Origin of the sequence: Lysobacter sp. Root690 (assembly GCF_001427785.1) — a bacterium.
Taxonomy (GTDB): Bacteria; Pseudomonadota; Gammaproteobacteria; order Xanthomonadales; family Xanthomonadaceae; genus Lysobacter.
Map to the genome: position 1 here is coordinate 268,230 of NZ_LMHM01000016.1, position 22,704 is coordinate 290,933.

The window sequence follows — 22,704 nt, forward strand, 5'->3', positions numbered from 1 at the left end:
TCACTCGTCCCCCACGGCGACGTGATTAGCTTGTGTGCGCTCCGCCACACAGACGAGGATTCCCCATGAAGACCCAACTCAAGCTCGCGCTTGCGGCCGCCACCATGACCGCGCTGCTCGCCGGCTGCGCCACCGGCGGTGGCGGCTACTACGGCGGCCAGCAACAGCCTTACCCCAATAATCAGTACCCGCAGGGCCAAAACCAGCCGCAGCAGCAGGGCGGCATGAACCGCACCCAGAAGGGCGCCCTGATCGGCGCGCTCGCCGGTGTCGCGGCCGGTCTGCTCAGCGGCGACGATGCGACCGAACGTCGTCAGCGCGCCCTGATCGGCGCCGGCGTCGGCGGCCTCGCCGGCGGTGCGATCGGCAACTATCAGGACCGCCAGGAACGCGCCTTGCGCGATCGCATGGCCGGCACCGGCGTCGACGTGGTCCGCCAGGGCGACAACATCACCCTGAACATGCCCAGCAACATCACCTTCGCCTTCAACAGCGCCAACCTCGACCCGCAGTTCTACGGCGTGCTCGACAACGTCGCCAGCACCCTGACCGAGTACAACCAGACCATCGTCGAAGTCGCCGGCCATACCGACAGCATCGGCACCGACGCGGTCAATCAGCGCCTGTCCGAACAGCGCGCGGCGAGCGTCGGCAATTACCTGATGTCCAAGGGCCTGGTGCGCGACCGCTTCATCCTGACCGGCGCCGGCAAGACCCGTCCGATCGCGAGCAACGACACTGATGCCGGCCGTGCGCAGAACCGCCGCGTCGAGATCACCCTGGTTCCGGTTCGTTCGTGACTTGATCGCGGCATGAGCTTCGGCCAAGACGGACGCAAGTTCCGTCGCGGCGAAGCCGATATCGTGGAAGCAGTAAAACGGGCCGCGCATGCGGCCCGTTTGTTTGCATGACGCCGTGGTCTCGCCGCGCATGGCGATGACGAGTATCGGATCGGCCGGCCAGGCGGATCCTGATCCTATCGATAAGCCGCCGGCCTTGGCGATCGAATCGTCATCGCCGCCACGCCGGACTTCGTCGAATTCAGCATGCGACCCGAGCGGGATCGCACGAGCCCGCGCTGGATAAATCCCGCGCCACGAGCCTGCAGAGCCACCGCCGAATCGATCTTCGGCCATGGATGTCCGCCTTCGGACGAAATCCACGATTACCCCTGTTGATCCGCCACCACCCGGCCGCTCCAGGACTTCGCCTATCTGCCCATTCATCGCCGCCGCCCACGCCCATGCCTGTGGCTTCTACGCAATGTGCCGCAAATGTCCGCAGATGGTGTCCTGATTGATGCGCAAGCCACGATGAGTGAGATAAGTCCGCCAACTTTCGATCCAGGCGGGCAGGCGATAGAGCAAGCCACCGCAGTCGCAGCGCGCCACCAAACTGCCCGCCATCGCCACGGTCGCCCAGGCCGGGAATGCGCGGCGCGCAGGTGGAGCGGAGAAGCGTCGGACCGCGGCACCGTGTCACCAGCGCCAACCGGATCAACGACCGTCGCCGCGGAGTCGGCACTCGAATCCCCGAATCGGGATTTCGAACTGAAAAACCAGGCGATCCGGCGGGTGGTCATCCGTCAAGAGAATTCACTGTGAGCCTTGCATGAGTCTGCGCATCGCCCTATCCGACGATCATCCCGTGGTTCGCGCAGGCGTGCGCGCGCTGCTCGAAACCGCTTCGGGTCTCAACGAAGACTGGAAAGTGGTGGCTGAAGCGGCCAACGCCGACGAACTGCTGAACCTGCTGGCCGAAACCCAGCTGGATCTGTTGATCACCGATTTCTCGATGCCCGGCAGCCGCGCCGGCGACGGGCTGACCCTGATCGGCATGATCCGCCGCCGCTATCCCAATCTGCCGGTGATCGTGCTGACGATGATCAGCAACGTGCCGGTGCTGCGCGCGATCGCCGACGCCGGCGTGCGCGGCCTGCTCGACAAGGCCGCCGCGGCGACCGAGTTGCCGAACGTGGTGCGCTCGGTGATGCAGGGCCGCGAGTACTACGGCGAAGCGCTGCGCGGCGCGCTGGAAGGCAGCGGCGGCGAGCGCGAGGAACACCAGGCGCTGTCGCCGCGCGAAACCGAGGTGCTGCGCCTGTTCGTGGCCGGCAATTCGGTCTCGGAAATCGCAGCCAAACTGCACCGCAGCAAGCAGACCATCAGTCGCCAGAAGACCGATGCGATGGACAAGCTCGGCTTGAAGAACGATCTGGACATCTACGACTACGCCCGCTCGATGGGCCTGGTGTCCTGAGCCGGTAGGGATGCCTCGCGCGCCTGACATCGAAGCGGCTTCGGCGACGACGCTTAAAGCCGCGACGGCGACGGCCCCGTCATCGGCGTGGCGGCGCCGCTGGGCCTGCGCGCTGGTGTGCATGCTGTGCCTGGGGCTGTCGCCGCTGGAAGCGCAGAATGCACCCGATCCTTCGTCGCAACCCGGCGTCGAAAACGCGGCCAGCGTCGCAGCTCCGCCGTCGGATGCACCCGCGCCGAACACCGTAGTCACTGCCAACCCGGCGGCGCCCGCCAGCGCGCAACGTCCGTCCGACGCGCCACGCGCGCCGACCTTGCCGAGCGTCGTGCGCCTGGCCGTGCCGACCTACGGCGCGATGCCGCATGCGGATTACAATCAGGGCAAGCCGCAGGGCATGAGCGTGGCGCTGATCCGCGAGATCCTCAGCGCCAAGGGCATCCGGCTGAAGTACGTGCCGCTGGCCAATGTCGATGAAATCGCCAAGGCGATGTGCGAGGGTCGGGTCGACCTGGCCATGAGCGTGACCCTGACCACCGCGCGCACCCGCTGCATCGCCTATACCGATCCCTACCTGCAACTGGGCGTGTACGCGGTGCGTCACAGCGCCGATACCCGGGTCATCAACAGCGAAACCCTCAAGCGCATGCGTATTCCAGTGCTCAGGGGCTCGCAGATCCAGGTGCAGGCGCCGGACTGGTTTCCGAAAGCGCAGCTGATCGAAGTCGGCAGCGTCGGCGAAGCCCTGCGGCTGGTCGACGAGGGCCGGGCCGATCTGTACTTCGATACGCCGCCGGTCATTCGCTGGCACCTCGAACACGATCGCTATGCACATCTGAACGTCCTGGCCACCGATCAGCTGCCGGCGGCGATACGCGAGCCGGTGGTCTCGTTGTTGTATACCGCGCCGCACGCGCAATTGCCGCTGTTGCGCTTGGTCGATGCCGAACTCAAGCGCGACCCCGAACGCATCGCGCGCCTGCGCACGCAATGGCTGGGCGAGGACACGCTCGACGAAAGCAGCACCGCGAGCCTGACCAACGCGCAGCGCGAATGGCTGGGCAAGCAGCCCAAGCTACGCATCGCGATCGCCGACAATTCCGCGCCGCTGAGCACCATCGACGGCGACGGCAAGGCCGAGGGCATCCTGCCGGACTACATCCATATGGTCGAGGAGCACCTCGGGGTGCAATTCGAACCGGTGTTCGGCAATGGCTACAAGAGCGTGGCCAACGCCATGCTGACCGGCACCGCCGATATCGCCCTGGTTCCGATCGGCGGCTTGCCCGGCGAGCATTGGGTCTACAGCCAGCCGGTCGACCGCATGCCCACGGTAATCGTGACCCGCCACGACAATCCGGCCGCGATCGGCATGGAAAGTCTCGCCGGCAAGCGGGTCGCGGTGAATCAGCTGCACCGCATCGGCGCGGCGGTGCTCAAGGCCGCGCCGGACGCGCGCGTGGTCGGCGTGACCACTCACGCCGAAGGCCTGCGGTTGGTCGCGGCCGGCAAGGTCGACGCGCACGTGGGCAATCTGGCGGTGATCGATCAGGTCATCAACACCCAGTTCGACCCGCGCTCGTTCCAGGTCGCGCCGGCGGACATGGAGGAGGACATCGCCTTCGTCGTCGACGAGCGCCTGGCGCCGCTGATTCCGATCATCGACCGGCAACTGTCGGGCCTGTCGGAAGCCGAACGCCAGCGCATCCACACCCACTGGATCAGCGCCGATTACAACTACGGCCTGGCCTGGTCCAACGTGATCCTGATCGTGGCCGGTTCGCTGCTGGCGATCGCGGCGATCAGCGCGTTCTACCTGCGTCTGCGCCAGGAATCGCGCCGTCGCGAACTGGCCGACCGCAAGCTGCGCGAAGTCGCCGGCAATCTGCCCGGCGTGGTGTTCAAGGCGCAGCGCAGCGCCAGCGGGCATATCCGTTTTCCCTATCTGACCGGCCGCCCGGAGCTGTTGTTCGGGGTCGAGGCCGAACGCCTCGTCGCCGAGGAGCGGCTGATCTATTCGCGCATCCATCCCGCCGATCGGCGCGGCCTGAGCCGGGCGATCACTGACGCCGCGTTGACCCGCGGCGAGATCAGCGCGGATTTTCGCGTGCTCACCGACGACGGGTCGGTCCGCTGGGTGCGGGTCAGCGCGCTGCCGCAACGTCCGCAACCGGACGACGATGAAGGTCAGGCCAGTTACGCCGGCTACTTCGTCGACATCACCGACGCGCATGCCCAGGCCGAGGCGCTGGCCGCGGCCAAGGAACAGGCCGAAGCGGCGACCCGGGCGAAATCCAATTTCCTGGCGACCATGAGCCACGAGATCCGCACGCCGATGGGCGGCATGATCGGCATGCTCGAACTGATGGGCCAGTCCGACTTGAACGAGGACCAGAAGGTACTGCTGGGGCATATGCAGGACTCGGCGCGCTCGTTGCAGGACATCCTCGACGACATTCTCGATGTGTCCAAGATCGAGGCCGGCCATCTGCGCCTGGAACACGCGCCGCTGCAACCGCGCGTGCTCGCCGACGCGGTCGCCATGCACACCGCGTCGGCCTGCCGCAAGAAAGGCCTGCGCCTGGACGTACATATCGACGCCGCGGTCGCGCGTTGCTACCTCGGCGACGCCATGCGCTTGCGGCAGGTGCTGTTGAACCTGCTCGGCAACGCGGTCAAGTTCACCGAGCACGGCGGCGTGTGGCTGGCGATGGGGCTGGATGACGCCGTATCGCCAGCAAACGATGGCGGCGCGGCATCGCCCGCGCGGCTGCGCATCGAGATCGGCGATAGCGGCATCGGCATGAGCGCCGAACAGGTCGCGCGTGTGTTCGAGCCGTTCCATCAGGCCGACGATTCGACCTCGCGCCGTTTCGGCGGCACCGGCCTGGGCCTGTCGATCTGCCGCAGTCTGGTCGAGTTGATGGGCGGCACGATCCATATCGACAGCCGCGAAGGCGAGGGCACGCGGGTGATCGCTTCACTGCCACTGAGCCGAGCCGAGCTGCCCGTCAGCGATCCGGCGCCGCTGCGGGTTGCGGTCGCGGTGCGCGATCCGCGTCGCGCCGATGCGCTGCGGCAGCAACTGGCGGCGCTGGGCAACCAGATGGTCGAACCCGGCGACGCGGTCGAGCTGCTGTTCGTCGACGGCGAAGCAACCGATACGGTGCGGGTGGTGCGCCAGCCGGATTCGGCGGACGTGGCGGATTACGTCATCGACGCCAATCCGCTGCTGCATCTGCACGTCGTGCGCGCCTGCGCCTGGTGTCGCGATCCGTCCGGCGAGGGCCATGGCGACCGCCTGCCGCTCGCCGCGATCGAGGCGCCGCGCGCCGCGCGCATCCTGGTGGTCGAGGACAACGCGGTCAATCGCGAGCTGATCCGCCGTCAACTCGCGCAACTGGGCTATGGCTGCGATCTGTGCGAAGACGGCAACGCGGCCCTGTCCGCGTTGTGCAAGCAACGCTACGACCTGCTGTTGACCGACTGCCAGATGCCGCTGGTCGACGGCTACGCCCTGACCCGCGAGATTCGTGCTCGCGAAAACAGTGCCCGCGAAAGCAGCGCTGGCGAGCATGGCGATCACGGCGGCGCATCGCGCCTGCCGATCGTCGCCATCACCGCCAGCGCCTTGCCCGAGCAGGTCGATCAATGCATCGCCGCGGGCATGGACGCGTATCTGATCAAGCCGGTGCATCTGTCGGAATTGCGCGAAACCCTGCAGCGTTGGCTGCCGGCCGAGGCGGGCGACGAGTCGGGCGAGACGGCGTCCACCGCCGCGCCGGCGCTGGTGGTCGCGCCGGGGTTGCAGCAGGTGGTGCCGGTGCTGCTGCGCGAATTGCCACAGGATCTGGCCCGGATCGATCAGGCGATCGCCAGCGGCAGCGGCCTGGCCGCGGCCGCCGCGGTGCATCGCGCGGTCGGCAGCATCGCCTTGTTCGATGTGGGATTGGCCCGGATCGGGCAGCAGTTGGAAGCGCAACTGCGAAGCGAAGCGGTGGCCGATCTGGATCTCGCGGTGGCCGATTTCACCCGCGGCGTGCGCGGCCTGCAAGGACGCCTGGCCGCGACGCTTTGAACCAGGCCGCCGCGGTGTTTCGCGCCTGCCCGAAACCGCAGGCCAGCCGCGTCAGCGTTCGCCGCGCTCGAACGAAAACAGACGCGCCAGTGGATGCTTGCGGCGCTCGATCTGCGCCCGCACCAGGCCGGCGCCGATCATGCTGTAGGTGATGCCGTTGCCGCCGTACGCCATCGCGAACTGCACGCGCGGGCCGTGTTGCTCATGCGGACCAAACCAGGGGAGGCCGTCGGCGGTCTCGGCGAAGGTGCCGGCCCAGGCGAAGGCCGGTTTCAATTGCAGGCGAGCGAAACGCTTGCCGACTTTCTTGACCAGTTCCTGCGCCTTCGACTCGACCCGGCGATCGCGTCGCGCCGGCAGATCGATCGCATCGTCGCAACCGCCGACCACCAACCGGCCGTCGCCGGTGCTGCGCATGTACAGATACGGCCGCGCCGATTCCCACACCATGGTGGTGTCGAGCGCCTGCAGCTCGTCCTTGTGCAGCGGATCGGTGACGAAGGCGTAGCTGCTGCGGTTGCGCGCCAGGCGCTGATCGATCCACTTCTGCGAAGCGTAGCCGGCGCAGATCACCGCATGCTCGGCCTGTACGCGCAGACCATCTTCGGTGCGCAATTCGACCGAGCGTTGAGTCGCGCGCATGCTCTGCACCTTGGTGCGATCGAACACCTGCGCGCCGTTGCGTCGCAGCCGCGCGAGCAAGCGCTGCGCCATGCGATACGGATCGACCGAGGCCGCGCATTCGCTGAGGATGCCGCCGGGCGCCTGCAGGCCGTAGTCGGACTCGAGCGCATCGGCTTCGAGCCAGCGCAAGGCCAGGCCATGCCGGCTGCGCAGCGCGGCTTCCTCGCGCAGCACCGGGATGTGGCCGGGCTTGCTGGCGTAATACAGGCTCGCGTTGCGGCGGAAGTCGACGTCGCGCAAGCCGCGGGCGACTTCGCCCAGATCGTCGATCGCCTGCGCGCAGGCGCGATAGGCCAGCGCGCCGTCGGCCTCGCCGTATTGCTTGCACAGGTCGATGAGATGGGTGTCGATCTCGTACTGCAACAACGCGGTGCTGGCGGCGGTGCTGCCCCAGCCGATATCGCGTTGTTCGATCACCGCCACGTCGTGGCCGTGAGCGGCCAGTTCGTCGGCGATCAACGCGCCGCTGATGCCGCCGCCGATCACCACGATCTCGCAGCGCAGATCGCGCTCCAGGCGCGGGAACGCGTGCATCAGGCCATTGCGGATCGCCCAGAAGGGATAGCCGCTTTTCAGGTCCACGGAATCAAACGCATGAGATAAGGGGCGAGTAGGTCATGCCCCTAGCAGACCCGGCGCGGCGTAACGGCGGGGTGATTACATCGCGCCAATGGCGTATTCGATCGGCGTGACGCGGCGGCTACGGTGAAGCGTTCAGTGACGCACTTCGCTCATCGGCTGCACTACGTGCAAACCGGGCGAGGGGTCGATCGCGAGTTCTTTTTCGAGTTCGAGCTGGAACTGTTCGAAGCTGATGCCGCGTTCGGCGACCTCGGTGTTCGCCGCGGTGCGCAGCGCGCTGGAGCAGCCCAGGCGAACCTCCAGGCCGTCGCGCCGGTGCAGATCGGCCGCGCGTTCGAGCAAGGCCAGCACCCGCGCGGCGCTTTCCGAGCCGCCGACGATGCGCCCGCCCAGGCCGAGGGTCCATTCGCCTTCGCGGCGCACGATGCCGCCGAGCAAACGCCCTTGGGCGTCGCGCAGTTCGGCGTGCGGTTCGATGCTGGGGCCCGGCAACGGTGCGTTGCGGGCCTTGGCGATTTTGCGCTTCTTGGCGTCGCGGCGGGCCTTGGAGTTGATCGACATGGTGGCTCCTCGGTGAGGCCGGTTCGTCCTGGCCGAATCATAGCCTGTCGGCCGGTCGGGCTGAACCCGCGCGCGCTTTCGTTCAGCCAAAGCGCCATGAAATTCATGGAGATACGAGCGCTGACCACGCCCGGGCTGGAACCCGGACGTGGTCGATGCAGCCGTTGTGCAAACGACAATATGCTCGCGTTCACGCTTTGCGAAGGTCCGTGCAAAGCACCGATCGCTACCGGCAGCCTGTTTGCCCAGGGCGTCACCAGATTCGGCGACGCCACGACTCAACGACAAACCACGCGGGTCAGAACCACATCCGAACGCCGGCCACCAACCGCGCATCGCTGTTGTCTTCGCCCGCGGCACGGCGATAGTCGGCCGTATCGCCGAACGCGCGTTCCCAGGTCACCCCGAGGTAGGGCGCGAACCGCCGGGTGATCTCGTAACGCAAGCGCAGGCCGGCTTCGACCGTGCTCAGGCCCGCGCCGATCCCGCGTTGCGGATCGTCGCGGCCGTACAGGTCGACTTCGATCAGCGGTTGCAGGATCAGCCGGTTGGTCAGCAGCAGTTCGTACTCGGCTTCGAAGTTCAACGCGGTGCGCCCGGCTTCGCCGATGTAAGCGGTCGCCGCGACTTCGAACTTGTACGGCGACATGCCCTGTACGCCGAACGCGGCCCAGGTCTGTCCCTGCCCGGGGCGCAGGTCGTGCTTGGCGCCGACGACCACGTCCCACCACGGCGAGATCGCGCGGCCGTACAGCGCTTCCAGGTTGGCCGATTCGACCTTTCCATCCTCGCGTTCGCCTTCGCTGCGCAGCCACAGCCGGTCGGTGTCGTTGCCGAACCAGGCTTGGCCTTCCCAAGCCTGGGCGTTGCCGTGTTCGGCATCGACCGCTTCGAGACGGTTGATCAACACGTAATGATTGAACTCCGGCGCGTGCTGCATGTGCAGGGTGATCGGCGCGAATGCGGCGGCGCGATCGGCGTCGGTGGGCGGTGGGATCGGTTCGCGCGGTTCGCTGGCGGCGGCAGCGGGCTTGGTCCCGCTCATTTGCGAGTGGTCCATTTGCGAATGGTCCATCTGGCTGTGATCCATCGGCGCGGGCTTGGCATCGGGCGCGGCGACCTTCGCCTCGCCCATGCCGGAATGATCCATGCCCGAGTGATCCATCTTCGAATGATCCATCGTCGAGTGATCGACCGCGGCCGCGGGTTTCGCAGGCGTCTTTTGCGTCGGCTGATGCGCGGCGTGATCCATCTTCGAATGGTCGTGACCTTGCGCCTGCGCGGCGCCCGCCAACCCCAGCGCCAGACTCAGGGCGAGCGTGCGATAGGGGAGGGACGGCATCGTGTTCATTCCTCGACCCTCACTTCGCGCATCATCCCGGCTTCCATGTGGTACAGCAGATGGCAGTGATAGGCCCAGCGGCCGAGCGCATCGGCGCGCACGCGGTAACTGCGTCGGGTTCCCGGCGGCATGTCGATGGTGTGCTTGCGCACCTGGAACTCGCCGGCCTCGTTCTCCAGATCGCTCCACAGACCGTGCAGATGGATCGGGTGAGTCATCATGGTGTCGTTGACCAGGACGATGCGCATGCGCTCGCCGTAGGTCAGGCGGATCGGTTCGGCGCCCATGAATTTCTGGCCGTCGAACGACCAGGCGAATTTCTCCATGTGGCCGGTCAGGTGCAGTTCGATCTCGCGACTGGGTTCGCGTCCATCGGGATCGTCGAACAGGCTGCGCAAGTCGCTGTAAGTCAGCACCTTGCGGCCGTTGTTGCGCAAGCCGATGCCCGGGTCGTCGAGCTTGGGCGAGGTCGCCATCGCGCGCATGTCGATCAGACGTTCGTCGCCCTTGGCGGATGTGGCCGCGGCGCCGTGCTGCATCGCGCCGTGATCCATGCCGGCCATGCCCATGTTCGCGCCGCAGCCGCCTTCCATGCCCTTCATCTTGCTCATGTCGTGACCGCCGCCGCCCATCGCGCCGTGGTCCATGCCGCTCATGCCGCCATGGCCCATGTCGTCCATGGTCAGCAACGGCCGCGGATCGTGAGGCGGCACTTCGGCCTGCAGGCCTTCGCGCACCGCCAGAGTGCCGCGCGCATGCCCGGTGCGACCGTTGTCCTGGGCGAAGATGGTGTACGCGTCCTGGCCGGCGGGTTCGACCAGCACGTCGAAGGTCTCGGCCACCGCGATGCGGAATTCATCGACCGTGACCGGATGAATGTACTGGCCGTCGGCGGCGACCACGGTCATTTTCAAGCCGGGGATGCGCACGTCGAAGTAAGTCATCGCCGAGCCGTTGATGAAACGCAGCAACACCTTTTCGCCCGGGCGGAACAGCCCGGTCCAGTTGCCGGCCGGCGCGGCGCCGTTGAGCAGATAGGTGTACGTGTTGCCGTTGACATCGGACAGGTCGGTCGGGGTCATGCGCATGCGGCCCCATTCGCCGCGATCGCGCAGGGTCGCGGCGAGCCCGCGTTCGCGCGCGTCGCGCATGAAATCGCCGACCGTGCGCTTGGCATAATTGTCGTAACTCGACATCTTTTTCAGGCGGCGGAACAACGCGGCCGGGTCGATGTCGGTCCAGTCCGACAGCAGCAGCACATGCTCGCGATCGAAGTGGAACGGCGCCGGTTCGCGCGGATCGATCACGATCGCGCCGTACAGCCCGGCCTGTTCCTGGAACATCGAATGGCTGTGATACCAGTACGTGCCCGATTGCCCGACCCGGAAGCGGTACACGTAGCTTTCGCCCGGATGGATGCCGTCGAAGCTCAGGCCCGGCACGCCGTCCATGTTGGCCGGCAGGATCAGGCCGTGCCAATGGATCGAGCTCATGCCTTCGGCGAGCCGGTTCGCGACCCGCAAGGTCACTGTGTCGCCTTCGCGCCAACGCAGGATCGGCGCGGGCAGGGTGCCGTTGACGGTGATCGCCGGGCGCGTCTTGCCGGTGAAGTTGGCCAGGGATGAGCCGATCGAGAGATCGAATTCGGTCCCGCTCAATACCTGCGGCATGCCGGCCAACGTCGGCGCGGCATAGGCTGAACGCCAAAGACCGCTGCCCGCGGCAAGGCCGCCGACCGCCAGGCCGGTGATGAAACGGCGACGGCCGGCATCGATCGATGCGCCGCCGTCGTCGGAGAAAAATCTGTTCATTGGGCTTCCCACAACTGGAAGAGTCGCGAATGTCTCGCGATGTGCGCGGCCTGCGATCCTTCCCAAATGGATGGTCGTCAAGGTGCGCGAACGAACGATGCCGACGCGTGCAGGGTCGCGAGAAAGCTCGCGAGGCTGCGTGAAATCTGCGCGGAGTCGTAAACCGGGTCAGGCCCAGTCGTTGCGATCAGGCGATCGGAGGTCGGATCGGTAGGCTCGACACGCCATTGGGCGCGGCCGCTTCCGGCGGCAGGGCGAGCGCGGGGCCGGCCAGGGCCGGCGCCAGACGCAGGGCGACCCGCACGATCGCGACCGCGTGGGTGCAGTCGCATTGGCAGCGGAAGCCGCCGCAGCAATCGTCGGGCTGGGCCGACAGCGTGGCGTCCGCGGACTGCGCGGTCGCCGCTTCGGCGCTGTGATTCATCGCGGCGTGGTGCATGCCAGCGCGGTTCATGCCGTCGTGATTCATGGCGGCATGGTCGATGCCGGCCGTCATGCCTTCGTGGCATTCGGCCGTCATCGCCGACTCGCTCGATGCCGCATCGCTCGATGCAGCCGCGACGGCATGCGCCCGATGCATCGCGTGCGCGCCGCCGACGGTTATCGCCGCGGCGGCGTAACCGTTCAGGCTGATCGAGACGATCAGCATGATGCGCAGCAGGAGCGAGAAATAGGTCATGGGGCGCCGGATCGAGTGCGGCACAGGATGGTGCAGGTGGACGCGAGTTTCAACCGTTTCGGCGATGCGCGCGTTAATGGATTGTGAGTCCTCGCCGTCGCGATCAACCTTCCCCTATAGGAAGGTTATCGATCCGGACTCGTCGATTCAGACCTCGCCGATCCAAGCCGTCGACGCCGCATCGGGCAGGCCTCATTGGGCGAGGTCGCCGTACTCGGTGTAGATCACCCGTTCGACCCGGCCGCCGCCGATGCGATCGCCGCGACGCAGCTCGGCGCTGCCTCGCGTCGGATGGATGAGTGGTTGATCCTCGATTCGCGCCGCGCCGGCGGGCGCTGTGATCTGCACGATCTGATCCATGTCCGGCGCGGCTTCGATCCGATGCGCCGCGAAGCGCTGGCTGCCGCGGCCGAAGCCGATCCAGCGCGAAGGCTGCGGGGTGCGGCCTGCTTCTGACCGACCCGCTTCGAACCGGCGGAAATGCACGATATTTCGTACCGACACATCGATGTCGCGCGCGATCGGCGTGCCGCCGCGTTCGAAATGACCGCGATACAGGTCGGCCTTGAAATGCGCGTCGGGTTTGATCGTGTCGGGCAACACCCAGCGCTGAGTCGGGGCGAGGGTGTAGTACGTGTCCGGATGCGCGGCCGCATCCTCGCGATAGCCGCGCAATACCTCGGCCGGCAGATTCGCTTCGAAAATCAGTTGATAGTGATGCGGGGGATGGAACATCGGAAGATGCGACAGATAGACCGCATCGGTGCCGACCACCAGCATGCCGTGGGTGTTAGGCGGGTCGGCGAATTCGCCGGGCTGAGCGACACGGCCCAATACGAAATCGTCGCTGACGTGCTCATGCACGAAATCGCCCGCGTCGGTCACCGCGGCCTGCCATTGCGCGATCTGTTTCGCGCCAAGCGCCAGCGCGTGCTCGTGCGGCTGATACGGTCCGCCGAGCGGATACAGCACCCCGGGTGTCGTGCTCATCTCGATATGCGCTCCGAGTACGCGCTCGATCCGATGCCGCCGCGCGAACCCGGTCAGTCGCTCGGCGCTGGCCCGGTACGCGGCCAGATCGCGCACCGTCAGCAGCCCGGGATACAGCGTGTCGCCGCTGAACAAACTGGCGGTCTGCTTGTCGTAGATCGCGATATGCGCAGGTTCGTGCCCCGGCAGCGGCAACACGATCAGTTCGCGATCGCCCAGGTCGAATGAAGCCTCGCCGTCGGGCCAGCGATCCAGGCCGAAGACCTTGGCGACCTGCTCGGGACGCAGGCCGACGATGTGGGTATCGGGACGATCGGCGAACTGTCTGTCGCCGTGGACGTGATCGCGATGACTGTGGGTGTGGGCGACGATCAGCGACAGCGAACTCACACCTTGCTCGCGCTGCCATTGCGTCAGCAGATCGTCGACGATTTCGCGCAGCGGCAACGAGTTGTCGACCTCCGGTTCGGCACCGGTGTCGAGCAACAAGGCGCGTTGCTTGCCGGCGATCAGGTACAGGAACGGCGCTTCGAAATTGCTGGCCCGGGATTGGCGCAACACCCACAAGCCGGGCGCGACGGGCTCCACTTGCAGCGGCGGTTCGTCGCCGGCACCGTGGCTCCAGCGCGAGGGCAGGGTGACGGTGGCGGCCCAGGCCGGCGATGCCGCGGCCAACACCATCCACAACAGCAAACGCGACAGCATAGTCATATCAATTCGGCAAAGCAGGCAGACCGGGATTATCCGCCACCGAAGATGCAAGTGGGCGATCTGCGAAATCCGAACCGGCGCGCGAATCACTGAGTCGGACGCGCGTGCTGTCGTGCAACACGCATCGCCTGCGTCTGGCAGGGGATTACCAACCAGCCCACATCCGGAGTGTGAACCCGTCCCGATAAAAGGAAAGGCCGGAAATAAGCCGTTGACAGCGCTGTCATAGAAAGACAGCTTCGGCCGCGAACCCGGCGCGGAGCTTTAGCGCGGGTCCGTCCCCCTTCAGGAGCGCACCATGAACTTCGCACGCGCATACGCAGTGTCCGCCGCGGCCTTGATCGCCGCCGGCGTCTGGTTGTCGCCACAAACCGCGCAGGCCCAGACCCTGGTCTGGGAAGACAATTTCAACGGCCCCTCGATCGACGGCAACAAATGGATCTACGACGTCGGCGACGGCTGCCAGATCGGCCTGTGCGGCTGGGGCAACAACGAATTGCAGTACTACACCAGTCGCCCGGAAAACGCGCGCATCGAGAATGGCAGCCTGGTGATCGAAGCGCGGCGCGAGAATTTCGGCAGCCGCGGCTTCACTTCGGCGCGCCTGAAGACCGAAGGCCGCATGCATTTCAAGTACGGCACCCTGGAAGCGCGGATCAAGGTGCCCGACCTGCGCAACGGCCTGTGGCCGGCGTACTGGATGCTCGGCACCACCGGCAACTGGCCGGCGCGCGGCGAGATCGATCTGCTGGAAATGGGTTCGGCCGCGGCGATCGCCGCCAACATGACCAACCGCCGCGTCGGCGCGGCGGTGCATTGGGACTACCAGGGATCGCAGGCCGACTACGGCCAGGATTTCAACAGCGGCAGCGATCTCAACGGCGGCTTCCACACCTATCGCCTGACCTGGGACCCGCAATTCGTGCGCGTGTCGATCGACGGCCAGCAATTCTTCGAGTTCGCCATTTCCAATATCGAAGGCGCTTCGCTACATGAATTCCACGCGCCGTATTTCCTGCTGCTCAATCTCGCGGTCGGCGGCAACTACACCGGCATCCCGACCGCGGGCGGTATCACCGCGCCCTTGCCCGGGCGCATGGAGATCGACTACATCCGTCTGTATCAAAACCCCGGCAGCAGCCTGTACACCGGCGCCAATCCGCCGAGCGGCAAGTTTGGCGTGTTCACCGAACGCAGCGACATGAACGCGCGTCTGAACTACAACGGCGATGCGAACCTTTACCTGTGGAACAACCTCACCCCGATCGCCGCGTCGCCGTTCGAAGGCAGCCAGCTGTTGGCGTTCCGCGCCAACGCCGGAGCCTGGTACGGGCTGGGTGTCGCCACCGACTACAAGAACATGAGCCGCTTCGCGCCCGGCAAGCTGAAGTTCCATATGCGCACGACCACGCCGTCGATCTTCAAGATCGGCATCAGCACTTCGTTCGGCGACAGCTGGATCGATTTCGTCAACGGCGGCCAGCAATACGGTCTGGTGCGCGACGGCCAATGGCATGAGGTCAGCATTCCGTTCAGCGCATTCCACGACCTCGACCTGCATGCGGTGAAGCAGATGTTCATGCTGGTGTCCGATCCGCCGGGCAGCAACGTCGATGTGTTCATCGACAATGTTTACTACCAGGACTTCTGAGTCCGGACTTCGCCGAGCGTGATTCGGTAGTCGATCCCGCGAACCGCGTCGCAGTGCGAACTTCACGCGCTGTGACGCGGTTCGCGCTTGGCCCGCTTGTGCGGGCGGCGAGCGCGGATTACTCGCGTGTGCGCCATCACAAGCCAAGCGCTTGCTGCATCGCAACACCTTGCCGATACGGCGGGCTTGGCGTACTTTAAGCCGCATCCCGACGGGCCTGTCCCGTCCCTCCTGCCAGCCGGCGTTCACGCCCGCAAGCTCGATCACATTCAGAGCTTGCAGGTGACTAAGTGAACGCATTCCGTCGCGCGGCTTGCGCGCAGAGCTGTGCCCATTTCGGCAGCATCCATTCCGACCGCGCCGCTTCGATCGTCGCGCAAGCGCGGTGCGGAGCCTGGCGATGATCGGCGAAGCGCATTCCCTGCATGGGATCGAAGACCGCGCGCTGGCGCCCGCGCCGGCCTTGTCGGCGGTTGCGTCCGCGGCCGGCGCGGCCTTGCTGTCGAACTATCAGCCGCGCGACTCGCTGTTTTCCTCGGCTTCGACCCAGTTGCATGCGCGCGGCGTGTTGCAGTCGCTGACGCACAGCATCGACGACGACCTGGCCGGCGCCAGCGAGCGATTGCTCTCGTATGTCGCCGCCGAAACCGGCCGCTTGCCGATGATCGGCGCGGTGCCGTTCGCCAGCGACGAACCCTCGCGCATGTGGGTGCCATCGCAGGCGGTATTCGCCGCCGGTCGCGCGCGTCATCGCGGCGCGGCGCTGAGCGCGTTGAACGCCGAGCAACGGCCGATGCCGCAGGTCGAGCCGGTGCCGGCGCCGGCGCAGTTCATGCGCAATGTCGAGCGCTCGCTCGATCGCATCGTCGAAGGCGGAATCAGCAAGGTGGTGATGTCGCGCAGTCTGCGCATCGCCGCGCGTGTGGACGTGCCGCAGTTGCTCGGTCAATTGCTGGCGCGCGCGCCCGGCGCCTATACCTTCGCGATCGACCTCGCCGGTGCGGGCGGGCCGCAGGCCTGTTTGATCGGTTCCAGCCCGGAACTGCTGCTGTCCAAGCGCGGCGCCCGCATCGTTTCCAATCCGCTGGCCGGTTCGATTCCGCGCCACCCCGATCCGCAGGAAGACCAGCGCCGTGCGCGCGGCCTGCTGCAATCGGCCAAGGACCTGCACGAACACGCGCTGGTGATCGGCTCGGTCGCGGCGGCATTGCGGCCGTATTGCCGCGAGCTGCAAGTGCCGGCCTCGCCGTCGCTGATCGCCACGCCGACCATGTGGCATCTGTCGACCCGCGTCGACGGCGTGCTGATCGATCCGTCGACCAGTTCGCTGCGATTGGCACTGGCGCTGCATCCCACACCGGCGGTATGCGGTTATCCGACCGAGCAAGCGCGTGAGGTGATCCGCGAATTCGAAGGCTACGAGCGCGGCCTGTTCACCGGCCTGGTCGGCTGGTGCGACAACGAAGGCGACGGCGAATGGGCGGTGACGATCCGCTGCGCCGTGGTCGAAGAGGAATGCGCGACGGTGTTCGCCGGTGCCGGCATCGTCGCGGGTTCGCAAGCGCAGGACGAACTTGCCGAAACCACGGCCAAGCTCGGCACCATGCTCGGCGCGATGGGGCTGGCGCATGCGGCGGACACCGACGGCGCGCAGGGCAGGGCATGAGCGCGCAGGCAGTGAACATCGCAGCGACACCGCTGCCCGGGTTCACTCCGTGGCCGGAGGAATTCGCCGCGCGTTATCGCGAACTGGGCTACTGGAGCGGAGTCGGTCTGTATCAGCGACTGGCCCAGGTGGCCGCGCAATACCCTGATCGCACCGCTTTGGTTTGCGGCGAACGGCGTTGGAGCTACGCGCATTTCGACGAACAGGTGCGCCGGTTCGCGGCGGGTCTGGCGCGAATCGGCATCGGTCGTCGCGATCGGGTGCTGCTGCAACTGCCTAACTTCGCCGAACACTACGTCGCCTGCCATGCCTTGTTCCGCCTCGGCGCGTTGCCGGTGTTCGCCTTGCCCGCGCATCGCCGCGCCGAGGTCGGCTACTTCGTCGAACACGCGCAGATCCGCGCCTGTGTGATCGCCGATCGCGACGCCGGCTTCGATTTTCGCGAACTGATGCGCGAGGTGCGCGCGGCCCAACCCTGCCTGCGCGAGGTGATCGTGGTCGGCGAGGCGCAAGAGTTTATCGCCTTCGATTCGCTGCTCGACGAACCGTTCGAGCAAGCCTTGCCGGATGCCTCGGACGTCGCGTTCCTGCAGTTGTCCGGTGGCAGTACCGGCGTGCCCAAGCTGATCCCGCGCACCCACGACGATTATTTCTACAGCGTCCGCGCCAGCGCGGAGATCTGCGGGCTCGGCTCGGACTGCGTGTACCTGTGCGCCCTGCCGGCCGCGCATAACTTTCCGATGAGCTCGCCCGGCGCGCTCGGCGTGTTCCATGTCGGCGGTTGCGTGGTGCTGGCGAGGCAGGCCGATCCGGAGTCGTGCTTCGCCCTGATCGCGCGCGAACGGGTCACCTGGACCGCGCTGGTGCCCTCGCTGGCGCTGGCATGGCTGGAATCGCGGGCGCTCGCGCGCTACGACCTGTCCAGCCTGCAGACGATACAGATCGGCGGCGCACACCTGGCCGGTGATGTCGCGCGACGTATTCCCGGGACATTCGGTTGCCGCTTGCAGCAGGTATTCGGCATGGCCGAAGGGCTGGTCAACTACACCCGCGACGACGATCCCGACGAGGTGGTGCTGAGCACGCAGGGCCGGCCGATCAGCGCGCACGATGAGATCCGCGTGGTCGACGACGGCGACAACGATCTGGCCGATGGCGAGATCGGCCACCTGCTGACCCGCGGCCCGTACACGATCCGCGGCTATTACCGCGCCGACGCCCACAATGCGCGCGCGTTCACCGCCGACGGTTTCTATCGCACCGGCGACCGCGTGCGGCGTCTGCCATCGGGGCATCTGATCGTCGAAGGCCGGGCCAAGGACCAGATCAACCGCGGCGGCGAGAAGATCGCGGCCGAGGAAGTCGAAAGCCATCTGCTCGAACATCCGTCGGTGTTCGATGCGGCGCTGGTGGCGATGCCGGACCGCTGGCTCGGCGAGAAATCCTGTGCGTTCGTGGTGCTGCGTCCGAGTGCGGCCGATGCATCGCCGATCGTGCCGCGCGATCTGCAGCGCTTCCTACGCGAACGCGGCATCGCCGCCTACAAGATTCCCGACCGGGTCGAACTGGTCGATGCATTGCCGTACACCGCGGTCGGCAAGGCCGACAAGAAGGCGCTGCGCGCGCGGTTCGCACCGCCGACCGCTGCGATTTCCTCCGCCTCGATTTTTTCCACTTCCCCTCTCAGCGAAGCGCACTCATGACGATTCCCACCATCGCCAGTTACCCCATGCCCGGCGCCGAGTCGTGGCCGGCCAACCGCGTCGACTGGCGTCCCGATCCGGCGCGGGCGGTGCTGTTGATCCACGACATGCAAGAGTATTTCCTCGCCTTCTACGACCGCGCCCAGGCGCCGGTGCCGGAGCTGATCGGCAACATCCGCGCCTTGCGCGATGCCTGCGACGATGCCGGCGTGCCGGTGGTCTATACCGCGCAGCCTACGCAGCAGAGCGCGGTCCAGCGCGGCCTGCTGCAACCGTGGTGGGGGCCGGGCATCACCGCCAAGCCCGAACTGGCGCCGGTCGCCGCCGAACTCGCGCCGCGGCCGCAGGACACCGTGCTGACCAAGTGGCGTTACAGCGCCTTCGTGTCCAGCGACCTGCGCGAACGCATGCGCGCGCAAGGCCGCGATCAGCTGATCGTGTGCGGCATCTACGCCCATATTGGTTGCATGATGACCGTCGCCGATGCGTTCATGCACGACATCCAGCCGTTCCTGATCGCCGATGCGGTCGCCGATTTCTCGGCCGAGGAACACGCGCTGGCGCTGAACTACGTCTCGCGCCGCTGCGGCGTGGTCAGCGATCGCGCCTCGTGCGTCCAGGCGCTGGCCGACGGCGTCGGCCTGCCGCGCAGCCTGACCGCGCTGCGCACCGAACTGGCACTGATCATGGAACTGCCGCTGGAGCAGATCGACGCGCAGGACAATCCGTTCGAGGCCGGGCTGGATTCGATTCGGCTGATGACCTTGCTGGAGCGTTGGTCGGCGCGCGGCGAGCGCATCGGTCTGGTCGAACTGGCCGAACGCGGTAGCGTGTCGGAGTGGTGGGACCTGATCGAATCGAGGCGGGCGGCGTGATGGATCGCGACGCACTCGACACGCTGGCGTTGCCATTGAGTGGCCCGCAACTGGGCATGTGGGCCGGCCAGCAACTCGATCCGGACAGCCCGTCGTTCTGGACCGCCGAAGCGATCGAATTGAACGGCGCGCTGGATCTAGCCGCGCTCGAAGACGCGGTGCGCGAGACCCTGAGCGCCTGCGATGCCTTGCATATGCGCTATGTCCGGCATGGCGACGAGGTCGTGCAATCGCTGGACCCGCACCGTCCGGTGGTGATCGGGCGCCAGGATTATTCGAACTGCGCCGATCCGTGGCGTAGCGCACGCGAGTGGATGGGCGAAGACCTGTTGCGGCAGGCCGATCTGGCCCGGCGTCCGTTGTTCGCCAGCGCCCTGATCCGGCTCGGCGCGGATCGTCACCTGTGGTATCTGCGCGTGCATCACATCGCGCTGGACGGGTTTGCCTATCTGCTGCTGATCCATCGCGTTGCCGAGTTGTATTCGGCGCGGATCGCGCGGCGCGAAGCGGCGCCCGCGCGCGACTGGTCGCTGGCGCCGGTGATCGCCGAGGAAGCGGCCTACCGACAATCGGCGCGTTTCGTCGACGATCGCAAGTACTGGTCGCAAGCACTGAGTGGCCAGGGCGAGCCGGTCACGTTGGGGCTCAAGTGCGCGCCTGGCGACAGCTCGCATTCGCAGCGGGCCTTGTTGCCGCCCGCACAGTACGCGCAATGGCAGGCCGCCGCGCGCCAGCTCGGGGTGGATTGGTCGGCTTGGCTGATGGCGGCGATCTTCGCCTGGATGTATGCGCGCAGCGGCGAGCGCGACCTAAGCATCGGTCTGTTGGTGATGAACCGGCTCGGCACGGCCGCGCTCGGCGTGCCGTGCATGGCGATGAACGTGGTGCCGTTGCGCCTGCGGATCGATCCGCAACTTGGCTTCGATTCGCTGGCCCGCGCGGTCGCGGCGCAGTTGCGCGAGTTGCGGCCACACCAGCGTTACAACTACGAATGGCTGCGCAACGATCTCGGCCTGACCGACAGCCATGCGCAGTTGTACGGGCCGGTGGTCAATCTGATGCCGTTCGATCGCGGCTTCGTGTTCGAAGGGCTGGGCAGCCGCGCGCATCCGATTTCGGTCGGTTCGGTCGAGGATCTCGACATCACCGTGTCGCCGATGGCCGATGGCGTGCGTTTCGATATCGAAGCCAATCCGCAGGCCTACGATGCGGATTGTCTCGCCGAGCACCACGCGGCGCTGGTGGCCCTGCTGCAACGGGTCATCGCTGAACCCGAGTGCCGCATCGAGGTCCTGGCCGGCCGCATCGATCCGCGAATCGATCCGCAACCGGCGGTGCGCGCCGCATGAGCACGCGTCCCCGTGCCCGCTTGCTGAGGGTGCTGCGCATCGCCGAACGCACTCCGCAGATGCGGCGCATCACCCTGGGTGGCGTCGATCTGGCCGGTTTCCCGGGCGGCAGCGAAGGCGCGCATATCAAGCTGCTGTTTCCTGCGCTGGCCGGCGAAGCGCCGCAATTGCCGACCCTGGGCGAGCACGGCCCGGTCTGGCCCGAAGGCGCGACCCGGCCGCTGATCCGCACCTACACCGTGGCGCGCATCGATCCGCAGTTGAACGAGATCGATGTCGACATCGTGCTGCACGGCGATGACGGGCCGGCGTCGCGCTGGGCATGCGCGGCACGGGTCGGCGATCCGCTCGGCCTGGCCGGACCCGGCGGGCCGGAACTGTTTCGCACCGACGCGCAGCGGCATGTGCTGATCGGCGATCCAAGCAGCTATGCCTTGCTGTGCGCGGTGATCGCCAAGCTGCCCGACAGCGTCGATATCGACGCCTTGCTCGAGGTGCCCGACGCGAGCGAGATCCAGGGGCTGCCGGCGCATCCGCGTTTGCGCGCACGTTGGTTGTCGCGCGACGGCCAGCCCGCGGGCGCGAGCCGCTTGCTGCTCGATGCGGTGCGGGCATTGCCATGGCCGGATGGCGAATCGATCTCGGTAACTCTGGCCGGCGAGAGCGCGCAGGTTGTGGCGATCCGCGATTTCCTCGCCGGCGAACGTGGCGTTCACCGCTCGATGATGTACGCGGTGCCGTACTGGAAGGACCGCTGGGACGAAGACACGTATCACGAGGAACGCCATCGGATCATGGACGCGTTCGACGAGGCGCAGGCATGAGCGGCGCGGGCACAGGGGAATTTGCTGGCCGGGTCGTCATGGTCACCGGCGCGGCGCAAGGCATCGGCGCGGCGACTGCGCTGCGGCTGGCGGGCGAGGGGGCCGCGCTGGCCTTAATCGATCGCGATGCGGATTCGTTGGCCGGCACGGTCGCACAATTGCGAGCAAACGGCGCGACGGTATGGGCGCGGGCGCTGGACCTGTGCGATGCGGCCGCGGTCGAGAGCGCCGTGGCCGAGATTGAACGCGAGTTCGGCGCTATCGAACATCTGGCGCATGTCGCCGGCATCCTGCGGGTTGGCGAATGCCTGCAACTCGATACGAACGATTGGGACGCGTGCATGGCGGTCAATGCCCGCGCGGTGTTCACCACCACTCGCGCGGTCGCGCGGTCGATGCAGGCGCGCGGTCGCGGCAGCATCGTCGCGGTCGGCTCCAACGCGGCCGCCACGCCGCGCGTGGGCATGGCGGCCTATGCGGCGTCCAAGGCCGCGGCGAGCCAGTATCTGCGTTGCCTGGCGTTGGAACTGGCGCCGTTTGGTGTGCGTTGCAATCTTGTATCGCCGGGTTCGACCGACACCGCGATGCAGCGTGCCTTCGCTCACGACGAACAGGCACGGCGCGAGATCCTGATGGGCGTGGCCGAACGCTATCGGCTGGGCATTCCGCTGCAACGCATCGCCGATCCGGACGACATCGCCGAGGCGATCTGTTTCCTGCTGTCGGATCGTGCGCGTCACATCACGTTGCACGACTTGCGCGTGGATGGCGGGGCGACGTTGGATGCCTGAAGTTACTGCACGATAGGCGGCGGGTATGTGTCTTCAATGAAACAGTGAGGCAAGGTGGGGCTTGGGTGAGTGAAGTGGGCGGCACAACGCATCATGCCAGGCTGGCCCGGTCGCCCAGGCCAACCCGGTGTCGTACGAAATCGGTTCAAGC

The 22,704-nt window shown here is 66.7% G+C and carries 16 protein-coding genes; 10 read left to right on the forward strand and 6 right to left on the reverse strand.

What is annotated here, in order from left to right; translation table 11 throughout:
• Nucleotides 1-65: 65 nt before the first annotated feature.
• The 3 genes from ASD86_RS18830 to ASD86_RS18840 all read left to right on the forward strand — a co-directional run bounded on the left by ASD86_RS18830 (nucleotide 66) and on the right by ASD86_RS18840 (nucleotide 6,334).
• On the forward strand, nucleotides 66-800 hold the full coding sequence (locus ASD86_RS18830) for an OmpA family protein (protein ID WP_056114137.1): 735 nt from the start codon (nucleotides 66-68) through the stop codon (nucleotides 798-800).
• Between the two features lie 811 nt (nucleotides 801-1,611).
• A complete protein-coding gene (locus ASD86_RS18835; protein WP_056114140.1) occupies nucleotides 1,612-2,259 on the forward strand; it encodes a response regulator in 648 nt (215 codons plus the stop codon).
• A gap of 10 nt (nucleotides 2,260-2,269) precedes the next feature.
• On the forward strand, nucleotides 2,270-6,334 hold the full coding sequence (locus ASD86_RS18840; RefSeq protein WP_082578493.1) for a transporter substrate-binding domain-containing protein: 4,065 nt from the start codon (nucleotides 2,270-2,272) through the stop codon (nucleotides 6,332-6,334).
• Nucleotides 6,335-6,385: 51 nt separating this feature from the next.
• Here ASD86_RS18840 and ASD86_RS18845 read toward each other — a convergent pair whose 3' ends face one another.
• The 6 genes from ASD86_RS18845 to ASD86_RS18870 all read right to left on the reverse strand — a co-directional run bounded on the left by ASD86_RS18845 (nucleotide 6,386) and on the right by ASD86_RS18870 (nucleotide 13,694).
• Nucleotides 6,386-7,600, reverse strand: coding sequence for an FAD-dependent oxidoreductase (locus ASD86_RS18845; RefSeq protein WP_056114146.1), 1,215 nt, complete (start codon nucleotides 7,598-7,600; stop codon nucleotides 6,386-6,388).
• A 132-nt stretch (nucleotides 7,601-7,732) separates the two neighbouring features.
• Nucleotides 7,733-8,161 (reverse strand): hypothetical protein, encoded by a 429-nt coding sequence (locus ASD86_RS18850; RefSeq protein ID WP_056114148.1) that lies wholly within the window; start codon nucleotides 8,159-8,161, stop codon nucleotides 7,733-7,735.
• A gap of 298 nt (nucleotides 8,162-8,459) precedes the next feature.
• The gene (locus ASD86_RS18855) at nucleotides 8,460-9,413 is read right to left on the reverse strand and encodes a copper resistance protein B (RefSeq protein ID WP_235567842.1); all 954 of its coding nucleotides are present in this window, start codon (nucleotides 9,411-9,413) and stop codon (nucleotides 8,460-8,462) included.
• 95 nt (nucleotides 9,414-9,508) lie between these two features.
• Nucleotides 9,509-11,314 carry a copper resistance system multicopper oxidase gene (locus ASD86_RS18860; RefSeq protein ID WP_056114152.1) on the reverse strand — a complete coding sequence of 602 codons (1,806 nt, stop codon included), beginning with the start codon at nucleotides 11,312-11,314 and terminating at the stop codon, nucleotides 9,509-9,511.
• A 187-nt stretch (nucleotides 11,315-11,501) separates the two neighbouring features.
• The gene (locus ASD86_RS18865; RefSeq protein WP_056114155.1) at nucleotides 11,502-11,993 is read right to left on the reverse strand and encodes a CopL family metal-binding regulatory protein; all 492 of its coding nucleotides are present in this window, start codon (nucleotides 11,991-11,993) and stop codon (nucleotides 11,502-11,504) included.
• Nucleotides 11,994-12,185: 192 nt separating this feature from the next.
• Nucleotides 12,186-13,694 (reverse strand): MBL fold metallo-hydrolase, encoded by a 1,509-nt coding sequence (locus tag ASD86_RS18870; protein ID WP_082578495.1) that lies wholly within the window; start codon nucleotides 13,692-13,694, stop codon nucleotides 12,186-12,188.
• Nucleotides 13,695-13,992: 298 nt separating this feature from the next.
• On the opposite strand from ASD86_RS18870, the gene ASD86_RS18875 reads away from it, so the two are divergent.
• The 7 genes from ASD86_RS18875 (at nucleotide 13,993) to ASD86_RS18905 (ending at nucleotide 22,553) form a co-directional block, all read left to right on the forward strand.
• Entirely contained in the window at nucleotides 13,993-15,345 is a 1,353-nt protein-coding gene (locus ASD86_RS18875) for a glycoside hydrolase family 16 protein (RefSeq protein WP_056114160.1), read from the forward strand.
• A 400-nt stretch (nucleotides 15,346-15,745) separates the two neighbouring features.
• Nucleotides 15,746-17,011, forward strand: coding sequence for an isochorismate synthase (locus ASD86_RS18880; protein WP_082578496.1), 1,266 nt, complete (start codon nucleotides 15,746-15,748; stop codon nucleotides 17,009-17,011).
• A gap of 11 nt (nucleotides 17,012-17,022) precedes the next feature.
• On the forward strand, nucleotides 17,023-18,714 hold the full coding sequence (locus tag ASD86_RS18885; RefSeq protein WP_255357303.1) for a (2,3-dihydroxybenzoyl)adenylate synthase: 1,692 nt from the start codon (nucleotides 17,023-17,025) through the stop codon (nucleotides 18,712-18,714).
• Entirely contained in the window at nucleotides 18,711-19,589 is an 879-nt protein-coding gene (locus ASD86_RS18890; RefSeq protein ID WP_200957267.1) for an isochorismatase family protein, read from the forward strand. The genes ASD86_RS18885 and ASD86_RS18890 overlap by 4 nt, the downstream gene beginning before the upstream one ends.
• Nucleotides 19,589-20,938, forward strand: coding sequence for a condensation domain-containing protein (locus ASD86_RS18895; RefSeq protein ID WP_056114166.1), 1,350 nt, complete (start codon nucleotides 19,589-19,591; stop codon nucleotides 20,936-20,938). The genes ASD86_RS18890 and ASD86_RS18895 overlap by 1 nt, the downstream gene beginning before the upstream one ends.
• Nucleotides 20,935-21,762, forward strand: a complete 828-nt coding sequence (locus ASD86_RS18900) for a siderophore-interacting protein (RefSeq protein WP_056114168.1) — start codon at nucleotides 20,935-20,937, stop codon at nucleotides 21,760-21,762. The genes ASD86_RS18895 and ASD86_RS18900 overlap by 4 nt, the downstream gene beginning before the upstream one ends.
• The gene (locus tag ASD86_RS18905; protein ID WP_056114171.1) at nucleotides 21,759-22,553 is read left to right on the forward strand and encodes a 2,3-dihydro-2,3-dihydroxybenzoate dehydrogenase; all 795 of its coding nucleotides are present in this window, start codon (nucleotides 21,759-21,761) and stop codon (nucleotides 22,551-22,553) included. The genes ASD86_RS18900 and ASD86_RS18905 overlap by 4 nt, the downstream gene beginning before the upstream one ends.
• The last annotated feature ends 151 nt before the right edge of the window (nucleotides 22,554-22,704 follow it).

Excerpts from the sequence above, each read along its gene's own strand:
- ASD86_RS18830 (WP_056114137.1), top strand. The coding sequence starts at position 66 with ATGAAGACCCAACTCAAGCTCGCGCTTGCGGCCGCCACCATGACCGCG.
- ASD86_RS18835 (WP_056114140.1), top strand. The coding sequence starts at position 1,612 with ATGAGTCTGCGCATCGCCCTATCCGACGATCATCCCGTGGTTCGCGCA.
- ASD86_RS18840 (WP_082578493.1), top strand. The coding sequence starts at position 2,270 with ATGCCTCGCGCGCCTGACATCGAAGCGGCTTCGGCGACGACGCTTAAA.
- ASD86_RS18850 (WP_056114148.1), bottom strand. The coding sequence starts at position 8,161 with ATGTCGATCAACTCCAAGGCCCGCCGCGACGCCAAGAAGCGCAAAATC.
- ASD86_RS18855 (WP_235567842.1), bottom strand. The coding sequence starts at position 9,413 with ATGGATCACGCCGCGCATCAGCCGACGCAAAAGACGCCTGCGAAACCC.
- ASD86_RS18860 (WP_056114152.1), bottom strand. The coding sequence starts at position 11,314 with ATGAACAGATTTTTCTCCGACGACGGCGGCGCATCGATCGATGCCGGC.
- ASD86_RS18865 (WP_056114155.1), bottom strand. The coding sequence starts at position 11,993 with ATGACCTATTTCTCGCTCCTGCTGCGCATCATGCTGATCGTCTCGATC.
- ASD86_RS18870 (WP_082578495.1), bottom strand. The coding sequence starts at position 13,694 with ATGACTATGCTGTCGCGTTTGCTGTTGTGGATGGTGTTGGCCGCGGCA.
- ASD86_RS18875 (WP_056114160.1), top strand. The coding sequence starts at position 13,993 with ATGAACTTCGCACGCGCATACGCAGTGTCCGCCGCGGCCTTGATCGCC.
- ASD86_RS18880 (WP_082578496.1), top strand. The coding sequence starts at position 15,746 with ATGATCGGCGAAGCGCATTCCCTGCATGGGATCGAAGACCGCGCGCTG.
- ASD86_RS18890 (WP_200957267.1), top strand. The coding sequence starts at position 18,711 with ATGACGATTCCCACCATCGCCAGTTACCCCATGCCCGGCGCCGAGTCG.
- ASD86_RS18895 (WP_056114166.1), top strand. The coding sequence starts at position 19,589 with ATGGATCGCGACGCACTCGACACGCTGGCGTTGCCATTGAGTGGCCCG.
- ASD86_RS18900 (WP_056114168.1), top strand. The coding sequence starts at position 20,935 with ATGAGCACGCGTCCCCGTGCCCGCTTGCTGAGGGTGCTGCGCATCGCC.
- ASD86_RS18905 (WP_056114171.1), top strand. The coding sequence starts at position 21,759 with ATGAGCGGCGCGGGCACAGGGGAATTTGCTGGCCGGGTCGTCATGGTC.